The following is a 25,614-nucleotide window of genomic DNA, read 5'->3' on the forward strand; positions in this document are numbered from 1 at the left end:
AAGAAATCATGGTTTAAGAAGATGTCGATATCTTCGACTTGTAGGTGCTAAAATACATATTATTTTAGCAAACACTGCGTGTAATATAGTAAGGATGGTCAACTTAATTATGCAGCAAAAGGCCACCCTTAGCTTTGCTACGCCCTAAAATGAGGAAATAATAAAAATAGGGCTCAAAACAAAGCCCTATATAGATTGAATTAACAAATATTACTATATTTTTAATGCTACGCATTTTACATTAATAACTTTTTATGCATTTTATTAAATTAAGTTGAATATTTATAAAAAACGTCATTAAAAGCCACTATTTTTTCGGAGCTCTTGGTGGCACTTTTAGGTTGTCCACGCATATTTCATTATTTCTATTTTATCCTTCTCTGTTTTGGCTGCAGATACTAACTTGCTCAAATTATTTTCAAACTCATCCCTGTTTTTTATAAATCTGTCTTTATCTACCCTTCCTTCCTCAACCTCTCTAATCTTTTCCCTTTCACTTTTCCAGTATTCTACCGCTCTGTCTGAATCCTCTTCTTTGAAGAACACATCGCTGTCTACAAACCACATTGGTTTATAGGTTGAAAGGCAGGGAAGCGATGAACCTGTTGCCAAAATATTTATTTCTCCATTTATAAGTTCAACAATCATACTCCCTGTTGTTTCACTTGATATTAAACTACCATCGTGCATACAAATATTCTTCATTGAACCATTTAGTCTGTTTCCATCTTCCTTTTCGTGGTGTCTCAAAATGCTTTTAAAGTCATCTACTGTCAAACTTCCCTGTTTACTTTTTAAGTAAGAATAGGTTATGTTTCTTCTAAAATCACCCTCTGCAACCTTTGCTACTAATCTGTTTTCATACCTTTCTTTAAAATTGAAATTTTCTCTTCCCAATATTCTTTTGTATATAAAATTATCCTCAACATCATTACTTAACATATCATAATCATTAGTTATACTTATAGAATTAGATATACTGTCTACATCTTCAATTTTTTTGATAGCCCATATATACCCAGCAGTTTCTATTTTATAGGCAGAATTGAAATCTGCAACTATAAAACTGTTATGGTATTTTAAGTTCTTTGTATACCCACATTTTCCACCTTGTCCATAAGTTTTAATAAAATAAACAATATATCCGAGCGCTTCTACTGCTGTTTTGCTTCTTTCAAGCGATAGCCTTAAAATGTCCATTCCAAGAAGTGCAGGAGGGCCTTGTTTTTGTTTTGTAAACACTGCCTCATTACCTATGACAACACCAAATTCATTAACCCCCATTTCTGCTCCCCATATCCAAGAGGGTTTAAATAAAATACACTCATAGGTTTCCTCTGCCTGTGGTATTTCAATATAGGTACACTTTACTGTTTCACCCTTTTTATACTTCCTTCTATCAGTTCTTATTATTATATGAGGTTCGTTCTTTTCTCTATCGCTGTTTTTTCCAAAAATCACCGAACCATTTTTAGTTGAATTTTTCAATGCAACAAGTGTATCACACATATTTATCCCCACCCATAAAATATAAATTAAATTATTATGATTTCAAATTTAGTTAATATTAAAAAATTAATGCAGAACCCACCTGTTCGCATTAATTTTTTTCATATTAATTACACAAGAATTCTTAATTAATGAAATGTTTTATAAAACTACGCAGTTTTATTATCAATTCCAATATGGTCCGATTTAAACGTAAAATTAAATCCTGATTTAACATATAACTCACAATTGTTTCAATTCCAATATGGTCCGATTTAAACAGATTCACCATTAATTAATGGAATAATAGGAAATATGTTTCAATTCCAATATGGTCCGATTTAAACCTACCACTTACAAACACTCTTTGATTAAAAATTGCGGTTTCAATTCCAATATGGTCCGATTTAAACTTCCCTTTTTACCTTCTATCATTGCATTTTTACAATGGTTTCAATTCCAATATGGTCCGATTTAAACCTAAAAGCTCATCCTCTGTTGTTTTCTTTTCCTCCTGGTTTCAATTCCAATATGGTCCGATTTAAACTTTAGAGTGGCTTGGAATTGAAACAAGCGACTATAAGTTTCAATTCCAATATGGTCCGATTTAAACCCCGTTAGGGGAGTCGCATTTTTCAAAGGTTCTTCTAATATGAATACCCTATTTTTTTCGGGAACCTTCAGTCATTAAAAATCCCTTAGGAGGTTTACAAACTTTATTCCTCTATATACTAATATAACTTATTTTTTCCATTATTTCAATATTAAACTTATGCCTACTACATAAAATTTAAAAAACTATTATTTTATAAGCAAAAACACCCAAGTGAAAGTGCGGTATTTGGTAATTAATGTATAATTCACATTTCACTTGGGTGGGAGACCTCCGAAAAAAATCAAATTATTTTTAAAAACATACTATATATAGTTGCACATATTATCTTTTATATACTATATATAGTGGTGGCGATTTTTAAGGTATCATTTTTTCGGAGCTCTTGGTGGCACTTATTTTAAAAATATGCTTACTAAAATTAAAATAAACATAACAGTAAAAATTCCCATTTGTATATTCAACCTTTTATTTATCTTTTCAATTTTTATATTAATATCAGCTTTCAATTCTTCTGTCTTATTTTTTACAACTTGTTCTATATCTGTTGATAGTAAATTACTTGTATTTCTTAATTCCAACTGTATATCTGATTTATTTTTTTCCAATTTTGATGCAGCTATCTCTTCAAATCCTAAATACATTTTTTTGTTTTCAGTATCTATTGAATGAATTGTGCTTATAAGCTCATTTTCTAATTGTTTATACATAATACTCAGGTCCTTATTAAATGAAATGTTTTCTTCTTGAATTTTTTTTATATTATTGTTCATATATTCTTGATTTTTGTTCAATGTATCATTAATTTCAAGTAATACTTTCTTTTGTATTTCTATTAAACTTATAAATTCTTTTTTTAGTTCTTCTATATCACTAATTACTTTAGAGTATTGTTGTTTGTTTGTAGATATTTCATTATTTATATCACTAATTTTATTTATAATATCTGATATTTTTTTTATGTTTTTAGCTTCTTTTTCTAATTCATTTATCGTATCATTTAATTTACTTACATCAACCATTTATCGTCTCCCCTATTCTTTTTAGTTTTTCTACTGATATTTCAATAATTTTATTAAGACTATAATAGTCTTTTAATTCAATATATATTTTTTCTAATTTTTCAGGATAAACATCTATTAACATCTTACTAAGTTCTATTCTTGATTTTTCATTAAATAATTCTTTAATCTTAAATATTTCATTTAAAATCTCATATTTTTTATCTTTTTCATATTGTGATATCTCTTTCATTGCCAATTCTAATCTTATTCGACCATCTTGATTTTCAAATTCTCCTAATATTAGCCTTAAAATACCACTTAAAAAGTTAAGTCCAGTATTATATCTATAACTTTCAAGCAATCTTGAGAGATTACCCTTCACATTTTTAATACCCTCAATGTCAATGAGTATTTTATTCCTTTTATCTTCTGTATATGTATAAAATACTTCAAACCATGATTTATGGTCTAAAGGATTTTGGGCAATATAATCAAGCAGATATGTACTCTCTGTAAATTTAAAGTATCTCTCAAGTTCCTCTTTGAAACTTTTACTATCTTTAAAATTATCACATAGCTCTAATATATTCTTGATTGCTTGTCTTCTACTATAAACTATATTGTCATAAATCCATTCTATTAATATATTAAAAATCTTTTCATATTTGCTAAGAATGTTACTGTTATATATTTTTATATATTTTGAATACTTTTCATTACTTACATTGTTTAAATCTAAATAAAACTCTTTGTCATATCTTCTAATGTAGCTTAGCAATGCATCTTCTGCTGTTTGTTCTGTATAATCACTAAAATATACTTTTATAATTTCCCTACCCTTATTCCAACTTTCAATTGTCCAATCGTCAATTATTTTAACTAAACTTAGTCTATAAATTGCCTTTTGTACATCTGCAAATTTACCTATTTTTCTACATTCAATATTCTTTATTGTACCTGGTTCAGCGAAGTTTTCAAATATACTCATTACCTCTTTAAATTCTTCATCAGTACCTTTGTTGTTGGACAACCATAAAAAGAAAATTCTCAATACATCTTTTCCCTTAAAACCATATTTCTCCTGTATTTCTTTTATTTCTTCTATTTTTGTTTGAGGATTAAACAACTTTTCTAACTCATTTTTTTCTATATTTTCTCTTGTGTATAGAACATAACAATCGGCCTTCTTTTTATCTCTTCCTGCTCTACCTGCTTCTTGATAGAGGGCTTCTAAAGAAGCTGGTAGACCAAAATGAATTGTATACCTTATGTTACTTTTATCTATTCCCATACCAAATGCTTTTGTAGCCACTAACAATGGGAACTTATTTTCTTTATATTCTTTTTGAACTCTCATTTTATATTTATCAAATTCATCCGAGTCTAATACAGGAATACCTTTTATGTGCGGTACTTCTCCTGAATACCATCTTGCATCTATATTAAATATCCTTGATAACTCATTAGCAATGCTATAACATCCAATTTTTCCATTTTTTAATAAAGTAAAGATTAATCCACTTTTTGTATTTAAACCATCAATTTTAAATATATCTTTTTCTCTATTTAAATTATTAAGAAGATCAATTAAAATATTTTTCTTATCTTCAATTTCTTCACTTTCGTGCTTATGTACAATAAAATTAAGTTCTGGTCTTGTAAATGAAGTAAGTGTCTTTATACTATCATTACCTATTTCAAATTCCTTCTTTAAATCCTCTAAAACAAAAGATGATGCCGTAGCAGTAAGTCCTAATAACCAAGATGATGGACAATATTTTCTTATTGTTCTTATAAGATTCAAATAGGATGTTCTAAAATCGTGTCCCCACTCTGATAAGCAATGTACCTCGTCTATAACAGCGATAGCAATAGTTTGCTCTTTATTTAGCTTGTCTAAATAATCTCTAAACTCCTGTATTTGAAACCTCTCTGGAGAAATCCAAATAAAAAAGTATTTCCCTTCAGAAAATTCTTTTCCTATCTTGCTCTTAGTTTCAGCGTCTTGGTCACTACTAATATAGTTAGTTCTATCTATATATCTTTTATCTAAATTATCTTTTTGATCATACATAAGTGATTTTATTGGACATACAACAAAGCTAACACAAGGCTGTAGAAGTGCTGATAATTGATAACATAACGATTTTCCACTCCCTGTTGGTAAAAGTCCTATTGTGTCATTGCAGGATAATGCATTTATTATAATAGGTAGCTGTCCATCATTAAATTCATCAAATCCAAATATATTTTTTAGGAAAAATTTTAAAGCTGGGATATCGCTCTCTTCACCATCATTAATTATTTTATATTTTATAGGATCTGTTGTATTAACTTTAAAATAATTAGCCTTATCAAAATAATCTGTTCTTACAAAAATAATTTCAGGATATTTTTCATTTTCATCAGTCCATCTTCTTAGCAAACTAAAGTTTACATTAATATACCCTTCTCTAAATTGAAATTCTGATTCATTACTATAAACTATTCTTACATCTGGTTTGTTAAATTGTAATTTCAAAAGCTTACAAATGTTTTCTAACCATATAAATATATCTTCAAGTGCTATTTTTGCAAAATCTTCATCAACATCTAAACTCAAAATATTAAAACTCCAAATTTTATCATCCAATTTTAATATTTCTCTTTGAAGTAATTCTAAAATCAATGTCTGAAATCTCATTACTGCAGTAGCAATAAGTGCCTTTTTTGTATATTCTTCTTTATAATTTTGTTGGTTATAATAATTTTCTTTATAGTAATTTAATATTTTATCAAACTGTTTCAATCTATTCTTAATCTTATCCATTTTATATTGAATATTATTATTTCTTATTTCAGTAGTATTTATCTCAATTGTTTCTATACCAAATTTAGCTAAATATTCTTTTCTATCTTTATCATTAATCTTATTTATTTCTTCTAAATGTTGTTGTCCATTTATCTCTATAACAAGTTTTGCTTGCGGTAAATAAAAATCTACTTGCTGGTCTACAAATTCTTGATTTATTTCACCTGTTATTTCATTAAATAAAACCTCAGGTATTATTAATTGCTGAATAAACTTATATTCTTCTAAATAATTTGGTAAGATTTCTTCAAAAAAATATTTTGCAGGGTAATCATTTTTTTCATCATTGCCTTTTATCGTTTTATACCAAACAGGAGGCTTATTATCAATAAGAGTAATTCGTGTATTAAATTTCTCTAAATTATGTAATGATCCTATTACATCCTGTAGGTACTGGGACATTATAGTTGGGCATCCCCTATGTAATATATTTTTTATAACACAATAAGCCGGGTAATATTTGTTTCTTTCTTTTCTACTATTAGTTAAATTTTGTATAACGAAATTATGATTAGTATATACATAATTTGCCGTATATTTTTCCATCAAAACTCATCCTTTTCAATTATAAAAATTTATTTTTTATAACTTAATTACATTCTACCATAATTGTAAACCAATCTAAATATTTGCAAAAAAAGTGCCCGTATATTATAAATACGAGCATAAAACTATATTATCCTTTCTTCTAAAATAATCTTGTTTGCCTCTGTAATTATTTGTTCATCTAACCTTTTAGAATTTTTTATAATTTCAAGTGCAAGTATTTGAAGATTCTCAGAAAATATTTTTTTTGCATTATTTATTCTAATAATTTGCCCATCTATACTTTTTGCATTTTTATTTTCATTTAATAGTTTATTAGCAAAACTCTCGTTTGTAATTTTTCCCATATAACAATCCTTAAAATCATAATAGTATTTTATAAATATACTCTTACCTATAGAATTTAACATCCTTTCCACCTTATATTTGACGTTATTAATTTGATTTAAATCTATTGTATTTTGTTTTTTCTTCTGTGGCAAAACTGTAGGTGCATCTCCTATAAATTTTGTTTTTTCTCTCATATATTACCATCCTTTATCTTTATAATGTAACGTTTCATTTTATGGGACTTTCAAAATATAAAATACGTTTTTCCAATATGGTCCGATTTAAACACTTAGAAGAGCTGAATTGCTACAGTTCCCTTGATTTGTTTCAATTCCAATATGGTCCGATTTAAACCAGTAAAAAGTGCAGGCGGTAATTATATATTAATATCGTTTCAATTCCAATATGGTCCGATTTAAACTAAGTCCAAACCCACTTTCAGGAACAAAATTCTCTGTTTCAATTCCAATATGGTCCGATTTAAACTCAGGTGTAATAAGTGGTGTTAGGCAAATATTTAAGTTTCAATTCCAATATGGTCCGATTTAAACACAGTTGCACTTGCAAAGCCCCCTGTATCAAAGCTGTTTCAATTCCAATATGGTCCGATTTAAACATAGGTTTATCCTTTTTTCCACCTTCTCTTTTATTGTGTTTCAATTCCAATATGGTCCGATTTAAACCTCCATCATCTGCGTATAGTGTTTGAGTATCTGATTTGTTTCAATTCCAATATGGTCCGATTTAAACTGGAGATTTTCAAACTGCTATGGAAGCAATGTCAAAGTTTCAATTCCAATATGGTCCGATTTAAACCATATCAAGGGCAATGGGAAAGTTACGGTTTAACACGTTTCAATTCCAATATGGTCCGATTTAAACCCGTTAGGGAAGTCGCATTTTTCAATGGTTCTCCTAATATGAGTATCATATTTTTTTCGGGAACCTTCAGTCATTAAAAAATCCATAGGAGGTTTACAAACTTTATTCCTCTATATACTAATATAACTTAATATTTCCATTATTTCAATATTAAAATTGAAGCTAATATCTATAATTTTATTTTATTTAAAATTATAATTCGACAGGTAATTATAAAAATTTATAGTATATAACATAGTTTTTTAGAATTTTTCTTATATACTAAATCGTTCAGTTCATATAAAATTACCTGCCGAACTTAGGAGATTATATAAAAACAATATTATAGCACTATTTTAGTTATATAAAATTATCTTCCTTTTCATCATCCAATAAGCCAAGCTCACTATTATATTCACAGTTTACAAAATACATATGGTACTTTGTATCATATTCTATCTTATTTTCTTTTTTAAACCTAAAAAACTGACCAGATGTTATTGGAACACAATATCCCATTGCTTCAAAATATTCTCCATCATCTATAGCTTTTAAATAATTCATTTTAAATTTAAAAGGTACAGCTTGGAATGAATCAAACATCTTATCAAATTCTTCTTCAAGCATTTCATCTTCTATCATAGGTGTTAAGTTACTAACTATATATTCAAAACCATTTTTAACTTTATTAAATAATTCCCTATCTTCAGCAGAGTATCCATTTTGGTAAACTTCGTTAACTATGTTTTGAACTATATCCTCTTCTAAAATGTCAACTCCTCTTAGACATTCTAATGTTTTAAAAACATAATCTTGATTTCTATATACAAATTTATCCTTCTCTCCGCCTACAGTAAAAATATTTACATCACATATTCCCTTTTTTCTTTTCCTATTTACTCTACCAAATCTTTGAATTAGAGCATCACAGGGTGCTGGTTGAGTGTATAAAGTATCATAATCAATATCAAGCGATACCTCTACAACTTGAGTGGCAATCAGCAAATCGTAATTATCTATGTCCTTTTCCTTTTCTTCTCTGTCCCTTAGTATAAATCTGCTGTGAAGAAGTATATAGTTTATAGAAGTATCCTTCAATCTTTCAGCTAAAAGCTTATAAACATTTTGTGCCTCTGAAACTGTGTTTAAAATTACAAGTACTTTTTTTCCTGATAAAACTTTTTCAACTATTTCATCAATATACTTATATACACATCCTTCTTTAATAACAACTCTATTTCGTGTAAACTCCTTTAATTCTTCTTTAGGCATAGTAATAATGTTTTTTATTTCTAACTCCTCTTTAAACATATCCATTATAAATTTAGGCAAAGTAGCTGACATAATAAAAAAACTTGCACCTATTTTTTTAAGAAATTTACAGGTACACAGTAATAATGCTGTGAGCCTTGCATCATACGAATGAATTTCATCTAAAATAAAAAGTCCTCCCTGCATTTCACTTATTCTCTGTTCAAATCCTTTTATTGCAAAAAAATTCTTTATAATTTGGTGAGGTGTTAAAACTTTAATAGGTCTATATATTTTTTTACTTAGATCCTGTATGCTTTTAATCTCTTTATAAGACATATCCTCATTCTTCTCAGATAAATACTTATTTAAAAAATATGATGCCTTATTATGCAAAACACCGACATTGTCCTCTCCAAAATAATTGGCAAATCTTTTATACATAGCATTAATTGAGGCTGTATATGGTAAAACATAATACAGTCTTTTATTACTTCTCCCCTGATTGAAGCTCCAAAGTAAAGAAGCCTCTGTTTTTCCACTACCTGTTGGAGCTATTAAAAAAATATCCCCCTTTATTTTTTTGCAAGCTTCCTGTGTGCTTCTAAAAGTTTTAAATCCCAATACTTTTTCTATATCTGCATTGATTTTTGTAATATTATAGATATTTGCTGACGCTAAATGATCGGCTGCTGTGACAAAACCTTTTAAGAAAGTATATTTAATTTTATCTATTTCATCAAAGCTATCCTTTAATTTTAGATACTTGTGTACACATTTTTTATATCCATCTATTAAACTATCCCTATTTAATTTTTTATTTAATATATTAAGTCTATATCCTAAATATTTCTCCGACAATTCTTCTACATTATTTAAAAATTCTATTATTTTACTCTCATCTTGTAGAAAAATATTAATTTGTTCTTCAAATATTTGCTCTGCTACCTCATCCTTTGTATTGTATTTTTTTCTTAATTCATAACAATCCTTATGATGTGTTATAATAGCCATTACAACATCAAAAATATATTCATCCTCTTTGTTTATAAGTCCACATAAACTTGCAGATAATATTTCGTGCCTATAACCCCACTTTTTCCCTAAATTCATCGATTCCTGAAACCCTTTTGATATTTTCCCTATATCGTGCATAAAAATAGAAATAAACAATTTTTCGAAAAATTGATTGTCCCTAATAATATTTTGAGCATCACTATAAATCTCCCTTATATCTCTGTACACTTTTAGTGCGTTTTCTGTATGAGAAAGGAGGGTTTCCCCCTCCTTTTTAGCAAGCACAGAATCAATGTTTGCCATGCATATACACCCCAATATTTAATTCTTCATCATAATAAACTCCATCTATTTTACACTTCCTAAATTCATCAACTATATAAAAGGGTTTAACATCTACTACCTCTCTTGGTATATCTTCTGTAAAGCAGGAGGGCAGAGCTAAAACAAAGCCAAATGCCCCCTTATTAGGAAATGGAACTGTTGTACCTCCGAATAATACAGGTTCCTCTGCTTTAGTTAACTCTACTTTTCTTATACTCTCAATATATGCCAAATCTTGACTTCTTCCCAGCAAAATCTGATGTCTTGGTTCTTTAAAATATTCTTCAAATTTCACATCTTTTATATACAAATACATCTCTGGTTCAAACAATATTTCTCTTCTACAAATATTTGATTTTCCAAAAAATTTTTCATCAACCTCATATATATGTTCTAAATCAACGCACCTTCCACTACTTTTAAAAAAATACCCAACTTCAGTATTCTCTAATGTAACATATTCTCCTTTAACACACTGAAGAATTCCAAATACTGTTGATAGAGGTGGAACAGGAAGTGTTGGCTGATATCCAGAAATAAAATTAGGGTATCTAAAGGAAGCTGTCCAACCCTTAATATGAACTCTTAATACCTCCATCTAACCACCTCTTTAGTCAACGATGTTTTCTATTTCTTTTGAAAAATTAAAACAAGCATCCTTTACTGTTGATACTATCATTTTCTTTTTTGTAAAATCTTTTGATAACACAAGAAGTTCTTCCTTTAATTTATCATTAAATCCATCTGCTATTCCTATATAGATATTTGTTAATATTCTATCATCATAATCATTTAACATTTCTTTAAATGCATTAATATTAATGGTTGCATTTTCTCCATCAGTTTTTGCAATATCCATTAAGATGTGGTTACCGCCATTTATAGCAAGTAATATTATAAACCTTGGTACAATATCTGTAAGATGAGTTGTTTCTTTTGCACCACCTGTTAGATATGGAATTACCTCAATCATATCCTTTATTCTCTTTACTTTTTCTTCTTTTTTTAATTTTATTCCATCTTCTACTTTTTCAACATTCCCATTATCCTTGTATTTCTTTAAAAAATCATCTGAAATATTTTTATAACCCGCCTTTTCTTTTTTTATAAAATAACCTGAATTATCAACATCTATTGCAAATATACCTTTTAAAACTGTTGAATAGAACTCATATTCAAAAGGAACCGGATCTCCTTCGTGCCTTGACATAACAGCATAATCATTTACTATTCTCTCTGGGAAAACTGAAATCAAAGGTGAACATTTAAAGGGAGATATTCTTGTAACTGTACCACCTTCTGTCTTCATATATCCAAACATATCATCATCTTCATATTCAACTGGATTTACTTCTGTAAAAGCTATTTTTTTATCTCTTGTAATAGGGGATAAATTCCATCCTTTTTCATTTTTTAATGAATTCCTAAACCAATATCTAAAAGCCTGTGGTGAAACATACACATAACTTTCTCTTCCCTTTTTTATTTTTTTTACAATAACACAGTTATCTGTTCTTGCTCCTTCATCTGAACCTGCGTTATTTAAAATAGAATGTGGTGCATTTATATAATAAAACCCCAATACGCTTTTCATCATTTATCCTCCTCATCTTCTAAATCAGTTAAATTTCTTCCCTTAAACCATTCAAATAAATTTTCATATATTCTAAAGAGCATTATATCTTGAGATTCTCTAAAATTTCCTTCATTAACTATATAGTTAACATACTCCTCCATTGTAATTAAAGGCTTGTCTTCATTCATTTTTAGTTTGTCCTTAGTAATTTTCAACAAAACATTTGCAAATTTTGCTCTTGTATCAGCCTTTTCTAAATCATAAAGTCTATTTAATTTTTCTGTCTTTTTTATGTATTCTGATACATTGTCTGCTAAATTTTTAATAACCTCTATTCTCTTTTCATCCAATCCCAACACCTCCTTTAAATAGAGGGAAAACATTCTAAAATCACCGATTATTTCTCTTTTTCCCTTAATAAAAAAATATCGTACTATGCTTTCATTATTTAAAAGTCTTTCATATACATTATTTCTTTGGTTTTTTATCTTTTCTTCATCATCTTCTTTTATTTTCTTTGTTAAAACATATCCCTTTTTTATTAATCTGTTCCATTCCTGCCTATTAGGCAAATAATACACCTTCTTTAAAAATTTAAACACTTTATCAGGCAATCTATATATAAAAAGTTCAGGTGCTTGATTATAATTTGTAAATTTATAAAGCATTATTTCTGAACCTTCTTCTATTTCATCTGAATATTCATCAATTAGTTTGTCTGCTATATTAAATAATGCATTCACTGCATTTGAATAGTTTTCGTTATAGCATCCTGTATAATTATTTGTAGAAATTTGTTTTTGAATATCATTTATGCAAATTCTTGCCCAAGATTTTTGAATTGAATAATCTGATGAATGTATTAGAGCAAAATATTTTCCACACGTATAATAACTCAACGGTGATGCTTGAATAGCAAAAACACAACCTGCACAGTATCTTTCTCCATCAATCAAATTTGAGAAAAAATTTCTAAAGCTACCAGAACCAATTAAAGGAATATACGATTTAGAATATTTTATTTTAACTTTGTTTTTACCACAAGACACACAATAATCCCCATTATCTATAGATTTTATTTCTTCAATTAAATTTTCTAAAAAACTACTATACTCTTTTTTCTTATCTTTAATAGCTGGATTAGTAACTTTGCTGTTTGGAAAAATAGAAAATAAACTTTTATTCCACTTATCTTTAAGGTATAGTTCAACTAATAAATTCTTAATCTTTTCAAGATCATTATCATCTATATCTTGTGGATTTTTCTTATTTAAATATGCCAGCATTGATGAAATGCCTGCGTCAACAAAGGGATTACCTGTATAATCAAAATACCCCAACCAATTCACCTCCTTTAATAATTTTTTGAATTTACAAAATTTATTTCCAATATAATATATTTTACATTTATTTAAAAAATCCTTCTATGTTTTATATTTATTATAAAATCTTCAACTAAATAAATACATCTATTTCATTTTTTTCTTTTCCAATGACACTTTTAGTTAACCATTTTTTATCCCTTGAAGAAAAAATAATAACTGAATCTTGTTCAGAATCAATTAATTTGTAAATCTGTGTTCTAATCCTATGAAGCTGTGCTTCAGTAACCTCTCCCTCAAATACTGAATTTTGAATCCAGTTTAAATAAGTTTTTAAAAATTTTAGTACTTTACTAACTCTTTTTTCTCCAACATCATATACAATCAAAACATACACAATTACCACCACATCTTAAATCCTTCATATTTATCTTCTTCAATTAAATGTTTAATTAGTTTATAAAGTTCAAGCCTAATTAACGTCCTGTAACTAACCTCTCTATCCAATTTCTTATGATGAATTGTTGATGAAAGCTTATTCTCATATTCTCTTAAAAACTTTTTTCTGCCTTCATCGTTTAAATAACAATACTCTAACTCTTTTAAAAAATCACTTTCCTTTATGATGCCCTCATTAATTATTTTAAATATTACTCTATCTACTATAATCGGCTTAAATATCTCTGCAACATCAAGAGCAAGAGAAAATCTTCTCTCTCCAGGTTGATGTAGATAGCTTATGGTAGGATTTAACTGAGTATTGTATATTTCACCTAATACGGTTGTATACATAACAGAGTTTCCAAAAGAAATTAAGGCGTTCATAGGATTATTAGGTGGTCTTTTTACCCTTTCTTTAAATTCAAATCTTTCGCCTATTATAATTGGTATAGATTCATAATATAGCTGTCTTATGTTACCTTCTATACCCATTATAGTTGGTATATCAAAAGCTGTTAAAAGGTTCTGCCTTAGTTTTTCTATTTTTTCTATGATTTCTTTTAGTTTTATATCCTTATCCTCATAATGTTTTATATTCTTTACTATATTGTAACTTGCAGAATAAAGTATTTCTCTTGCTATATAACATCTTTTTTCATTATCTATGTTGTGCTTTGCTTGTTGTATAATCAGGTATCCCGAATTATATTTTTCCCTCGGATAAAACGTACCTGAATAGTATCCATAATAGTTAAAAATATGTGCCATTATATTATTCTGTGATAAGAAATTAAGTGCTTTTGTATTCATATCTACTTCACCATAAATTAAAACACTCTCTACATCATTAACTGGTATAGCTTTTGAACCCTGTTCAGTTTCAAAATATAGAGTATTATCTTTTCTTTTTAGTCTGCCACTGTTCATAATGTAATAATTTCTTTTCATATAACCACTCCTTAACAAAAACACAATTCATAGTAACTACACTTTTTACATTTATGGGTAAACTCTGGCTTTGGTGGAATATTTAATTGTTTTATATAATTAATCTGATTAAGTAAATTTTGTATATCATCATAAGCTTTTTCATCATATACTATTGTTTCTGTCCTTCTTTCTTGAGGGTAGTGTACTACCCCCTTGCTACATTGAATACCTTTCTGTCTTAAATAGTAAATATAATAAAGTATCTGATATTTTGTAGCCTGTTCTTCTGCTCTGCTCATTTTTATTTCGTGTATTGCTAAGTCTTTATCAATATAATCAATTCTTATTGTTTCATCGATTAATAACTCTGTTTTTTTCCCTTCTAATTTATCATCGTGTACTTGCTTACCTATTTCTACCTTGTTTGAATTATGCTCCATAGTTAAACCTTTTGAGTAAAACCAAAGTTTCCTTTTACATACTAATAAATAATTAATTTCTACTCCTGTAGCTCTTAAATCTATTGCAGGTACTTCCATTTTATCCCTCCTTTACATTAAATTTATTGCCCTTTTTTTATTTTTTAAACATAAAAAAAGGGCAACTTAAAAAAGTTGCTCTTTAAAAAAGTTTCAATTCCAATATGGTCCGATTTAAACAAGTGGTGATTTAGTATTTAGTCCTACTTGGGAATGTTTCAATTCCAATATGGTCCGATTTAAACTTTGATCCATTCAAAGAAGTGAAAAACCCAAAAAGAGTTTCAATTCCAATATGGTCCGATTTAAACGGGTAAAGAAGGATGAACAGAAAAATGAGGAGAGATAGTTTCAATTCCAATATGGTCCGATTTAAACCTACTTGGATAATAGTTATATCCTCCATTTTTAAAAAGTTTCAATTCCAATATGGTCCGATTTAAACTGTTAGGGACTGTGTAGCCTACATCCAAGATATCAAGTTTCAATTCCAATATGGTCCGATTTAAACTTAAATTGCCACGCGAAACTGCTGAATTAGTAGAAGTGTTTCAATTCCAATATGGTCCGATTTAAACCCCAGCATCTCCAGCTTTTAAGGCTCTTAATTCGTGGTTTCAATTCCAATATGGTCCGATTTAAACCCTACTCCGCCTAAAAGTTCTTTCAATTTTGCTATGTTTCAATTCCAATATGGTCCGATTTAAACTTCACATCTCGCTATACCATCTATATATTGCAAGAAGTTTCAATTCCAATATGGTCCGATTTAAACAAATATACGATAAAAACACAACTGATTTTTCGAAGAAGTTTCAATTCCAATATGGTCCGATTTAAACCCGTTAAGGAAGTCGCATTTTTCAATGGTTCTCCTAATATGAGTATCATATTTTTTTCGGGAACCTTCAGTCATTAAAAAATCCATAGGAGGTTTACAAACTTTATTCCTCTATATACTAATATAACTTATTATTTCCATTATTTCAATATTAAACTTATGCCTACTACATAAAATTTTAACAAACTATTATTTTATAAGCAAAAAAAATCACCCAAGTGAAAGTGTGGTATTTGGTAATTAATGTATAGTTTCACATTTCACTTGGTGAAATTTGAAATATAACAATCTTCTCTTTAAATATATAATTTTACTCTACCATGTATAATTTTTTATATTCATTACTTGCATAATTATCAGTCATCCCTGCTATATAATCACATATTACAGATAAGTAAGCATAATGTAATTCTGTTAATGCTTTTATTGGTAATTCTTTTTCACTGCATTGCTTAATTTCTTTATTTGCTATAATATTTAAAATAGTTTCATTGAAATCCGAATCTAATTTTGGTATAATTTTTTTTATTCCTTCATCATCTAACTTTAACACTGATATCAAAGCCTTAATTTCTGACGGTTTATTTTTAGTAAAATCAATTTCATTAATATCTTTTTCACTATCTTCTAAATTAATTTTTATTTCATAAATATTATCGTAAATGTATTTTATTTTTTCTGTTAATCTATCAAGTATATATGTAGGCATTTGCCTTGGATTAGAATAATATGCTTTAAAAAGTTGTTTTATGATAAAATTTGACTTTCCATCAAATCTATTTACGTTATATGAATTTAGAATCTTGTTTTTTACATAACTTTCAATTATATCATTTACCTTTTCACCTATACATGAAAATTTTACAACATCTTCTTTAAATATTTTATTACCCTGCTCATCCTCTTCACATATACAAACTTTACTTATACAAATTGCATCATACATCTTTTTTAATGTACTTAATGTAACATCTTTAATAAAAAAATCAATTACATTTCTAATTAAAGTATTCTTTATATATAAATCTTTACTATATGAATCTTTAGTTGTTTTGTTTTTCTTTTCTTCCTCAACTTGTTTTTTTATTTTTTCTACAGTCTTAATTAAATCTTTTAAGTTTTCAATATATAAACAATCTTTATCATTATATTTTCCCTCAATTTTTTCTAATTCTATTAATAAATCTTCCAATAATTCTTCAATAGATAATTTTAATTCTATATCCCTTAATCCATCATCAATATCATGTTGTCTTTGTGCAATTTCATCAGCGATAGCAACAATTTGTCCTTCTAATGTTATAGAAAAAGGATATTTCATATATTCTACTAAATTATCATCTTGCCTTTTTGGATTTATAAATTTATGTATATCCCAACACCCTTTGCATTTGTTTTCATTATCATCTCTTTTACAATCAATATGTCTTTTGATTTTCGTATGTTTTAATATTCCTTCTAAAACTTGCCATGTAAGATTCATGCCTTTAAAATCTTTATATTTTACTTCTAAAACATCAAGTATTTTTATTGAATGATAGTTATGTTTAAAACCACCATAATTAATCTTATATTTTATTTTTCCTCCTATATCTTCTTCCCCACACATTATTTCATCCAAAACTCTTTCACCTTGATGTCCAAATGGAGTATGTCCTATATCATGACCTAAAGATATTGCCTCTACAAGATCCTCGTTTAAATTTAAATTTCTTGCTATACTTCGTGCTATTTGTGAAACTTCTAATGTATGAGTTAACCTGGTTCTATAATGATCTCCTTTTTCATGTGAATATATCTGTGCTTTGTGTTGCAACCTCCTAAACGCCCTTGAAAATTTTATTCTATCTCTATCTCTTGAAAAATCATTTCTAATTATTAAATCTTTAAACATATCTTGACCCATATCATCAAAAATTCTTTCTGACTTTTTTTGCTTGTATTCTATCATTTTTTCATTCCTAAATTCTATTAATTCTTTAATAGATACTTTTTGTACAAAACACCCTTTTTCTTCCATTATTATCCTCCTTTTTAATATTATATAAACATATTTCAAAAATACAAAAATATACAATATAATCCATTTATCTATATTATACTACAAAAAATAGTTTGTTAAAATATTTTCATTTTATATTAATAACTTTATATTTATAACTCTACTAAATCATTATTTATATTTTATAGAATAAAAATGTAATGACATTAAGTATAGTATTTTGTATTTATTTATAATTTCACACTTTATCTGTGTAACACTTATTGGAAAAATTTAAAACCACACCAAATTTTACTTGGTGTGGTTGAAATCATTTTCTTTTTTCTGTTCCTTTTTATATATTAGTTGAAATATATTTATCATTGGAAGCTTTACAGGAGGATTTATACCAGATAATGCTGTTACACTCAAAATATATGAACGGGATAATTGAGATAAAGTAGTTACTCCATTTATCTTAAGCATTCTCTCAAAATCTTCTTTATTTATTTTTTCCTTATTACCAATAAATGCTCCCTCAATAGTTAAATTTATCTTAAATAATATTGAATTTTTTACCTTAGACTTAACTGCAACAATAAATTCTAACAATCCAAAATATTTTTTATCATCTTCTTCTATATTTAAAATATTGTAATCAAACTCATAAGTAATATTTATTTTTTCATTTTTACTTACAATTTGCTTTGTTTCTATTGAAAAATTAGACACTCTGTTCCCCAAAAACTGAAAATCTGCTAAAATTTCATTTGACTTAATCATGCATTTTCCACCAACTTTTCATCAAATTTTATATCTAAATCTTCACTTTGTATATCCACTTCATCCCATACATTAGCCTCAATTGAATTGCTTTCTTCAAAAATAACATTAAACTTCCATCCTAATTTTTTAGATATTTTCCAAAGTTGCTCAATAGTTGGGTTATACTCTCCACTCTCAAGCTTTGATACCATTGACTGTTTTATTCCTAATTTTTCTGCTAATTGTTTTTGAGTTAATCCGTTACTGGTTCTATAATCAAAAATCTTCATTGATATATTATATAATATATCATCTAATTCAAAATAATCTTTTTCTTCATCATCTGAAATTTCATCTATAAAATTCCATACATTTTTTAGTTTTTTTGTTTCCATAATTAACACCTCTATTATTCATAAATTATTTCTTCAAATCTTTTATTTGCAATTTTAATTGCATTTCTATAATCCTTGCTATCCTTTTCCTCAAACGTACATAAAAGTATCGCTATATTTTTTCTTTTCAAATCTGTAAACTTAAATATTATTCTTAAATTTTTCATACTTTTAAATCTCATACAATATAATCCATCAGAATCTTTTAATATCTCAAACCAATCCCTCTTTTGATAGCACTCCGTCCACCTTTCTTCTATATGTTTAATCCTCAATCTAAATTGTCTTGTAAACAATTGCTTATATCCACTTTTTTCAAGAAACTCCTTCATTTCTTGTTCACAATCACTATGCATTAGTATCTTATTTGTTAAGAATTGTTCTGGATAAATTATTTTCCCAAAAGAACTCATATATTTTCTCCTTACCTATATTATATCACTTATAGGTAATATTTGCAATAATTTTATATAAAATTATTACCTATAAGTAATATTGCCATAAAGTACTTTTTTTATACATACATTTGTAATTTTTAAATTTAATTAGTTTTAAAAATATAGTAAAGGTATCGATATCTTTTATATTTAAGATTCATATTTAATAAATCATAGAAAAAATAATTTTTTACTCAAACAACCTGACGGTATATACATAATATTCTTTGAAATTCTATCTGCGTATTCCGTAGTTATAGGCAATCTTGTCTTTTTAAATGAACCAACATGAAGTTCTGAAAGATAAAATATTTGCTTTACAATATCATCAAGTGATGTATCCCCATAAACCTTTTCTATTTTTAATGGTCTTGGAGAACCTATCTTTATATCATTAGTAACTAAATATGCATATTTTCCATTTGTTAAATAATATCCTGCTTCAGGATTTTTAAATATATCTTTATCCTTTATTGCAAATTTAACTGCTCCTTGTTTTTTAACTTCTACTATATCAAATTTAATATTTTTTTGTGAAAAATAATTTATATACCAATTTATGTTTTCTCGTGCAAAACCATCTCTATGAATAACAATATGTTTAGGTTTTTGGTTAAATTTTCTTTCATAGCTTAATATTATTTCATCAAAAATTTCTTGCAGTATTCCTTCAACAATTATTTCACCTGTCTGAGGTATTTCCGGTTTGAAATAATTTATTAACGTACCATTTTTATCAAATACAACTGAAGATGATGGATACCTTATTCCTTTATATGGATTTCCTACATCTAAACCTACAAAGCAATCTACATCACTGTTAATTTCCTTTAATCCCCAAGGAACCCCTCCAGATTTAGCAAGCATTCCTAAGGAAATTTCATATATATAATAAATTCCATTATAATTATTTAAGTCCTTACAATTATTGATTATCTTTAAACTGTCAATACATATCATCTGTGATGGTATATTATGCTTAGCCCATATTTTTTTAAACTCTGAATAAGGATTCGATTCATCTGATTTATTTGGTATTACACACAAAACTAAATCAAATTCTTTTTCGTTTTTAATCAAATTACCAGCAATTCTTTTATACTCGGTAATATCTCCAAGTTTGTATTTATAAAAAATTCCTGTATATTCTAAATCCAATAATGATTTTATAGCAAAATTTTTTTGTTCAGTTTTATCATTACTAACTATATACCCATTTTTGTTAAAACTCAAAATTTTTGACAGTGCATTTTTAGATTCTTCTACATAACCTTCTGGGCACATAATAGCAACCCTTATTTTATTATTTGGTTTTAAATAATATCCTTTATAGAATACACCTGTTTTGTTTTTTATTACTTTCCCATTGGATACTAAAAAATAAGGTTTATCTATTTTTCTTTGCTTAAACCCAAGCTCATTAATACTATTTAAATTAAAGTCAAACCTTAAGTTTCCCAATTCTTTTATTTCACCAATATCATCTAAAAAATCAGATAGACTTCTCATTCTATAATTCATATCCATTTTTATATATTTTTCAATATCGCTTGAAAACTTACTATCTATACTTTTTAAACTTTCTCTATCAATTACTTGTTTTAAAGAATGTGGAATAAAATAAAATGTATTTTTATGACCCTTTACTTTAATTACATTTGCTTTTTTATCTTCTTCAGTAAATTTATTAACTCTATATTCTTGTTTATTATTAATAAAATAATCTATTAAGGATTGCCCCTTTAATTCAACTAATTTATCTGATATTGTCTTGTCAATAACATCTTCAATTATACCTGTACTATTTGTATTGTTTGTCCATAAATAATCAACTTTTAATCCTATTACATTTTTATTTTCTTTCATCATATCATATATTGTTTTATCACTTTCAAATATATGATTAATATCACATCTTAAATATGCATATCCATGATCATCAATATAAGGCATTATATTAAAAACTCTATATACTCTTATTCCATCACGATTTACAATTGAAGTATAAATTTTCTTATTTTCTTCTTTTTGTAAAATGACTGGGTTAAAAATACTTTTCCTGAATTTTATTTTATACTTTTCTACCTCTTTTTCTTCTGTTTTATCATAAATCTTCTTATACTTTAAAATTTTATTTATGTAGTAAACAATTAAATTAGAATATACCTCTTTATGATTTTTTATATCCAAATTTTTACATCCAGTATACTCTATTTTCACTCCTTTTATTTCAGGCATGTTTTCTAATTTTTTTAATGAATAAAGATACATATCTCCCATTCTTGATACAAACTCAAATTTATTCTGAGAAGATAATGCATATTGTGCCTGTCCTACTAATTGATAGAAATTATCTACACTTCCAACACCACTTAAAGTATACTCATGAAACTTTTGTTCTTTTAATTGAATATTCGATTTAAATATTTCTAAATGAAAACTCATAAAAAACCCCTTTCCATTACATAAATAATTATTTAATACATTTATTATATTTAATAGAATTATTTTACACATAATCCATTTATATTATAATTTATAGTTTTTATTTTTTCAATAAACACTATTTGTACACTAAATTAAAAAAACCAAGCATTTTGCTTGGTTTTAAATACATTAAATTTATTGTTTAGGTATATATTACCATTTTTAGGATATCCACATATATTTCTTTATTTCTACTTTGTCCTTTCTATTTAAATGTGGATACTAACTTACTCACCTCATTTTCAAGCCCATATCTCTTTTTTATAAATCTATCTTTATTTCTTCTCCTCAAATCCTCCAATTTAAACTTAAATTAAACCTTTATTTAACTTACAACTCACAATTGTTTCAATTCCAATATGGTCCGATTTAAACAAGGAGGCTATTTACCAGCTCTTCCAATGCTTTTAAGTTTCAATTCCAATATGGTCCGATTTAAACTATTTTAATGTTGTCTTCTTGTACATTTTCTATATTGTTTCAATTCCAATATGGTCCGATTTAAACTACCAGTTCAGGCGTCCGTTACGCTTGAACTATAAAGGTTTCAATTCCAATATGGTCCGATTTAAACTAAGATATATACTCTCCTATGTCAATAGATATTAAGGGTTTCAATTCCAATATGGTCCGATTTAAACTTGTTAATACATTGATACAAAATAGGACTTTAGTTAGTTTCAATTCCAATATGGTCCGATTTAAACCAAATAAAGGTATATTTATAGCTCAAGACACTGGAAGGTTTCAATTCCAATATGGTCCGATTTAAACCTGGATTTTTACTTTGGTCTGCTGCTTTAACTATTAGTGTTTCAATTCCAATATGGTCCGATTTAAACTTGTTTTCACCTCATCAAATCTAATTTTTATATTTTGTTTCAATTCCAATATGGTCCGATTTAAACTCATATTCATTCACCACCCTTTTTCTTCTTTTTAGGGTTTCAATTCCAATATGGTCCGATTTAAACGTAGCAAGCCTTTCAGATATATTTACTCAAGACTTAGGTTTCAATTCCAATATGGTCCGATTTAAACCATGAAGCCTGTGGTTGATTGGATAGTAAAAACATTGTTTCAATTCCAATATGGTCCGATTTAAACCGGTGTAATCCAAAAAAGAGAAATCGTCGGAGACACAGGTTTCAATTCCAATATGGTCCGATTTAAACAATGGAACTTGAGGATTGGATAGAACTATATAGAGAAGTTTCAATTCCAATATGGTCCGATTTAAACCCGTTAGGGAAGTCGCATTTTTCATAGGTTCTCCATATATGAATACCCAATTTTTTTCGGGAACCTTCAGTCATTAAAAAATCCATAGGAGGTTTACAAACTTTATTCCTCTATATTCTAATATAACTTATTATTTCCATTATTTCAATATTAAAATTTACTTAAAATTATGTTTATATAATTTAAGTTATATTTTTTATAAAAAATTCTCTACATAAAATAGAGAATTTGTAATTTTACCTTATACATTTTAATATTTTTCCAAACATTCAATCATACCAAAACCAAGACTATTTCTATCACCTAATCCACATTCATAGGCTATTTCTATAAGTTCAGGATTACCTATAATCTCACAATCAGTTAAATATCCTTTAATGTTTATCCCATTTTTATATTTTATAAGTTTTCCTTTTGTGTTCTTCCCAAAGTTAATATCAAATCTTATATCGTCTGGCAACTTTTTATGTATTATCTCATACTTAGCAAGTACATTTCTTCTTATATTTTCAATAAATCTTTCATCTTCTATATATAAATCTCTTTTTAAAAGCCTTCCATCTTCCTTTAATAAAGCTGTTGACATAGTTATAGGTGATATAGTTTTGAATCTCATTCTTTCTTTAAATTCTGGTATTGGAGGTATCGATATACCATCTACCTTTAATTTCGCTGAACCTAATTTTATCTCCTCTTTAAAAAGGATAGATTTAACAAGATATTCAATAAACTCAGAAAAAGGAGATGATATAGAAAGTTTTACATTTCCACTAAATATTATTCTTTCTTTTTCAATTTTATAATTTTCAAAAAATAAATTAGAGAAAGTAAACATCTTGTAATTTTTGTAATTACATCTAAACCCTTCATTGTGGAGTTTATTAGCCATATCTTCGTTTATTTCTTTCAAACAACTGTATATAAACGCTGAAATATAATAATTATAATTGATATCTAACAACTGTTGGTCCTTTGAATTTAAATTTAAAATAATTCTCATCTTAACCTCCTATTATTCAACAGTTTTCCATAATAATATAAATTCTTATTCTATTACACTAACTCCATCTAATTAATCTTTTAATAAGTTTGTTTTTTCATCTCACCCACGTAATTATATTCTTTTTAAAATTCTTTTTTCCTGCATAATATTTCAAAAAAATTTAAAAAAGTGACTTTGAAAATTTTAGTATAAAGTCACTTTTTGCCTTTTTATTCAGCTAAACTATTTGCTTCATATGCCTGCTTTAGGTTTTCATAGAATTGAGCTTCTGCTGTTTTAATATATGGAGCAAGCCATAAAAATCCTATTCCTAATGTTAATATACATAATAATGCCCAACCTATAAAGCTAAGTTGTAATAGGAATAGTTTTCCCTTAAATCCCTTCATCATTTGTTTACTTCTTCTTAATGCCTCCATAGCACCAATTTCAGGATTATCCTTTATAATATAAAATGTTAAAGAATAACTATATGCTGCAATGATTCCAGGTATAATTAAAAGTAATGACCATAGGAATATAAAAATTGACATTAATAATTGTGCTAAAAATGCTGTTGCAAAGTTTTTAAAACCATCAAACAGGTTTTCAAGTTCTAATGGTTGATTTCTTACAAGTCTTAAAAAACTGCTTGCTAAACCTAAGGCAAAGGGCCCACCAATAAGTAAACCAAATATCCACCCAATGTATGGGATTGCTCCTGGAATACCTGGAAGTAATGAGCCAAGAAAGCAAACAAGTATTGCCATACCCCAGTTGCCCTTTAGTCTCTGTCTTGCATCAAATTTTAATTCAGCATTGCTTTTGATTAGTGAATAATTTACGTTCATACCCATCCTCCTTGTTAAAAAACTGTCTATGATTGTAACATAAGTAGTAATTTTTTGCAATATTTTCTACATATTATGACATAAACCCCTATTTACATTTATTTAATAATAAATGCAAATAGGGGTTATTTTTATCTCTTATTATCATCTTATTACCTTACTATACCTTATCTCTCCTGTAATAGCATTAACATATTTTTATTCTCTCTCCAACTTTAATTTCCTTTAAAATTCCCTCCTGTGCCTCTACTACAAAGTATGCACCTTTTTCATCAGAGATTTCGCATCTAATTTCCAGTAAAGCTTTTTTCTTTATAGGAAATTAGATTTTTTCTATTTTATTGAAATTTTGGAAGGGAAAAAGGCCGTAGGCCATGTATATAGATACACCTTCCCCCTCCCCATCATAATGAAAAGCTGTATTTCCAATTTTATTATCGACTATGCGGTGTTAAAAATTGGATTAATCCAATTCATAATTATCAACATTTCATCTTTCAAATCTTCTATTATATTTATCTGCAAAAGCCTTTTTTCTCTGAATCCTCGAATGTTTCTAAAAAAGTATAATTGGGTTAAGTTAAAGGCTATTATCATGAA

General features: G+C 27.2%; 18 protein-coding genes and 4 CRISPR repeat arrays. All 18 genes read right to left on the reverse strand.

Annotated features, from left to right (window positions below):
* Window positions 1-336: 336 nt before the first annotated feature.
* The 18 genes from BUB63_RS09500 to BUB63_RS09585 all read right to left on the reverse strand — a co-directional run bounded on the left by BUB63_RS09500 (window position 337) and on the right by BUB63_RS09585 (window position 25,014).
* On the reverse strand, window positions 337-1,509 hold the full coding sequence (locus tag BUB63_RS09500) for a peptidase C69 family protein (protein WP_073249369.1): 1,173 nt from the start codon (window positions 1,507-1,509) through the stop codon (window positions 337-339).
* A 162-nt stretch (window positions 1,510-1,671) separates the two neighbouring features.
* A CRISPR array of direct repeats spans window positions 1,672-2,101; the repeat unit is 30 nt; unit sequence GTTTCAATTCCAATATGGTCCGATTTAAAC.
* Between the two features lie 395 nt (window positions 2,102-2,496).
* Window positions 2,497-3,123, reverse strand: coding sequence for a coiled-coil domain-containing protein (locus BUB63_RS09505; RefSeq protein ID WP_035166093.1), 627 nt, complete (start codon window positions 3,121-3,123; stop codon window positions 2,497-2,499).
* The gene (locus tag BUB63_RS09510; protein WP_073249371.1) at window positions 3,116-6,502 is read right to left on the reverse strand and encodes a RecQ family ATP-dependent DNA helicase; all 3,387 of its coding nucleotides are present in this window, start codon (window positions 6,500-6,502) and stop codon (window positions 3,116-3,118) included. Before BUB63_RS09510 ends, BUB63_RS09505 begins: the two co-directional genes overlap by 8 nt.
* Before the next feature lie 125 nt (window positions 6,503-6,627).
* Window positions 6,628-7,026, reverse strand: a complete 399-nt coding sequence (locus BUB63_RS09515) for a hypothetical protein (RefSeq protein ID WP_073249373.1) — start codon at window positions 7,024-7,026, stop codon at window positions 6,628-6,630.
* A gap of 130 nt (window positions 7,027-7,156) precedes the next feature.
* Window positions 7,157-7,714: direct repeats of the CRISPR family, unit length 30 nt; unit sequence GTTTCAATTCCAATATGGTCCGATTTAAAC.
* 339 nt (window positions 7,715-8,053) lie between these two features.
* Window positions 8,054-10,264 (reverse strand): CRISPR-associated helicase/endonuclease Cas3, encoded by a 2,211-nt coding sequence (locus BUB63_RS09520; protein WP_073249375.1) that lies wholly within the window; start codon window positions 10,262-10,264, stop codon window positions 8,054-8,056.
* Window positions 10,251-10,883 (reverse strand): type I-B CRISPR-associated protein Cas5b, encoded by a 633-nt coding sequence (gene cas5b / locus BUB63_RS09525; RefSeq protein WP_073249377.1) that lies wholly within the window; start codon window positions 10,881-10,883, stop codon window positions 10,251-10,253. The genes BUB63_RS09520 and cas5b overlap by 14 nt, the downstream gene beginning before the upstream one ends.
* Before the next feature lie 12 nt (window positions 10,884-10,895).
* Complete coding sequence (cas7i, locus tag BUB63_RS09530) at window positions 10,896-11,879, reverse strand: type I-B CRISPR-associated protein Cas7/Cst2/DevR (protein WP_200790219.1); 984 nt, start codon at window positions 11,877-11,879, stop codon at window positions 10,896-10,898.
* Complete coding sequence (gene cas8a1, locus BUB63_RS09535) at window positions 11,879-13,201, reverse strand: type I-B CRISPR-associated protein Cas8b1/Cst1 (protein ID WP_084106715.1); 1,323 nt, start codon at window positions 13,199-13,201, stop codon at window positions 11,879-11,881. The genes cas7i and cas8a1 overlap by 1 nt, the downstream gene beginning before the upstream one ends.
* Window positions 13,202-13,316: 115 nt before the next feature.
* On the reverse strand, window positions 13,317-13,580 hold the full coding sequence (gene cas2, locus BUB63_RS09540; protein WP_073249382.1) for a CRISPR-associated endonuclease Cas2: 264 nt from the start codon (window positions 13,578-13,580) through the stop codon (window positions 13,317-13,319).
* A gap of 2 nt (window positions 13,581-13,582) precedes the next feature.
* Window positions 13,583-14,572 carry a type I-B CRISPR-associated endonuclease Cas1b gene (cas1b, locus tag BUB63_RS09545; RefSeq protein WP_073249384.1) on the reverse strand — a complete coding sequence of 330 codons (990 nt, stop codon included), beginning with the start codon at window positions 14,570-14,572 and terminating at the stop codon, window positions 13,583-13,585.
* A gap of 11 nt (window positions 14,573-14,583) precedes the next feature.
* Window positions 14,584-15,093, reverse strand: a complete 510-nt coding sequence (gene cas4 / locus BUB63_RS09550) for a CRISPR-associated protein Cas4 (RefSeq protein WP_084106717.1) — start codon at window positions 15,091-15,093, stop codon at window positions 14,584-14,586.
* Window positions 15,094-15,183: 90 nt separating this feature from the next.
* Window positions 15,184-15,875: a CRISPR direct-repeat array (repeat unit 30 nt; unit sequence GTTTCAATTCCAATATGGTCCGATTTAAAC).
* A 309-nt stretch (window positions 15,876-16,184) separates the two neighbouring features.
* A complete protein-coding gene (locus tag BUB63_RS09555) occupies window positions 16,185-17,894 on the reverse strand; it encodes a deoxyguanosinetriphosphate triphosphohydrolase family protein (RefSeq protein ID WP_073249386.1) in 1,710 nt (569 codons plus the stop codon).
* A 273-nt stretch (window positions 17,895-18,167) separates the two neighbouring features.
* Window positions 18,168-18,638 carry a protein-export chaperone SecB gene (locus BUB63_RS09560; RefSeq protein ID WP_073249388.1) on the reverse strand — a complete coding sequence of 157 codons (471 nt, stop codon included), beginning with the start codon at window positions 18,636-18,638 and terminating at the stop codon, window positions 18,168-18,170.
* The gene (locus tag BUB63_RS09565; RefSeq protein WP_084106719.1) at window positions 18,635-19,015 is read right to left on the reverse strand and encodes a helix-turn-helix transcriptional regulator; all 381 of its coding nucleotides are present in this window, start codon (window positions 19,013-19,015) and stop codon (window positions 18,635-18,637) included. The genes BUB63_RS09560 and BUB63_RS09565 overlap by 4 nt, the downstream gene beginning before the upstream one ends.
* Before the next feature lie 14 nt (window positions 19,016-19,029).
* Complete coding sequence (locus BUB63_RS09570) at window positions 19,030-19,428, reverse strand: type II toxin-antitoxin system RelE/ParE family toxin (RefSeq protein ID WP_073249389.1); 399 nt, start codon at window positions 19,426-19,428, stop codon at window positions 19,030-19,032.
* Between the two features lie 195 nt (window positions 19,429-19,623).
* Entirely contained in the window at window positions 19,624-21,897 is a 2,274-nt protein-coding gene (locus BUB63_RS09575; RefSeq protein ID WP_073249391.1) for a Piwi domain-containing protein, read from the reverse strand.
* Between the two features lie 387 nt (window positions 21,898-22,284).
* Window positions 22,285-23,181: a CRISPR direct-repeat array (repeat unit 30 nt; unit sequence GTTTCAATTCCAATATGGTCCGATTTAAAC).
* Window positions 23,182-23,431: 250 nt separating this feature from the next.
* Window positions 23,432-24,181 (reverse strand): CRISPR-associated endoribonuclease Cas6, encoded by a 750-nt coding sequence (gene cas6, locus BUB63_RS09580; protein WP_073249393.1) that lies wholly within the window; start codon window positions 24,179-24,181, stop codon window positions 23,432-23,434.
* A gap of 212 nt (window positions 24,182-24,393) precedes the next feature.
* Window positions 24,394-25,014, reverse strand: coding sequence for a DUF975 family protein (locus BUB63_RS09585; protein ID WP_073249395.1), 621 nt, complete (start codon window positions 25,012-25,014; stop codon window positions 24,394-24,396).
* Window positions 25,015-25,614 lie beyond the last annotated feature (600 nt).

Source organism: Caloramator proteoclasticus DSM 10124 (assembly GCF_900129265.1).
Classification (GTDB): domain Bacteria; phylum Bacillota; class Clostridia; order Clostridiales; family Caloramatoraceae; genus Thermobrachium; species Thermobrachium proteoclasticum.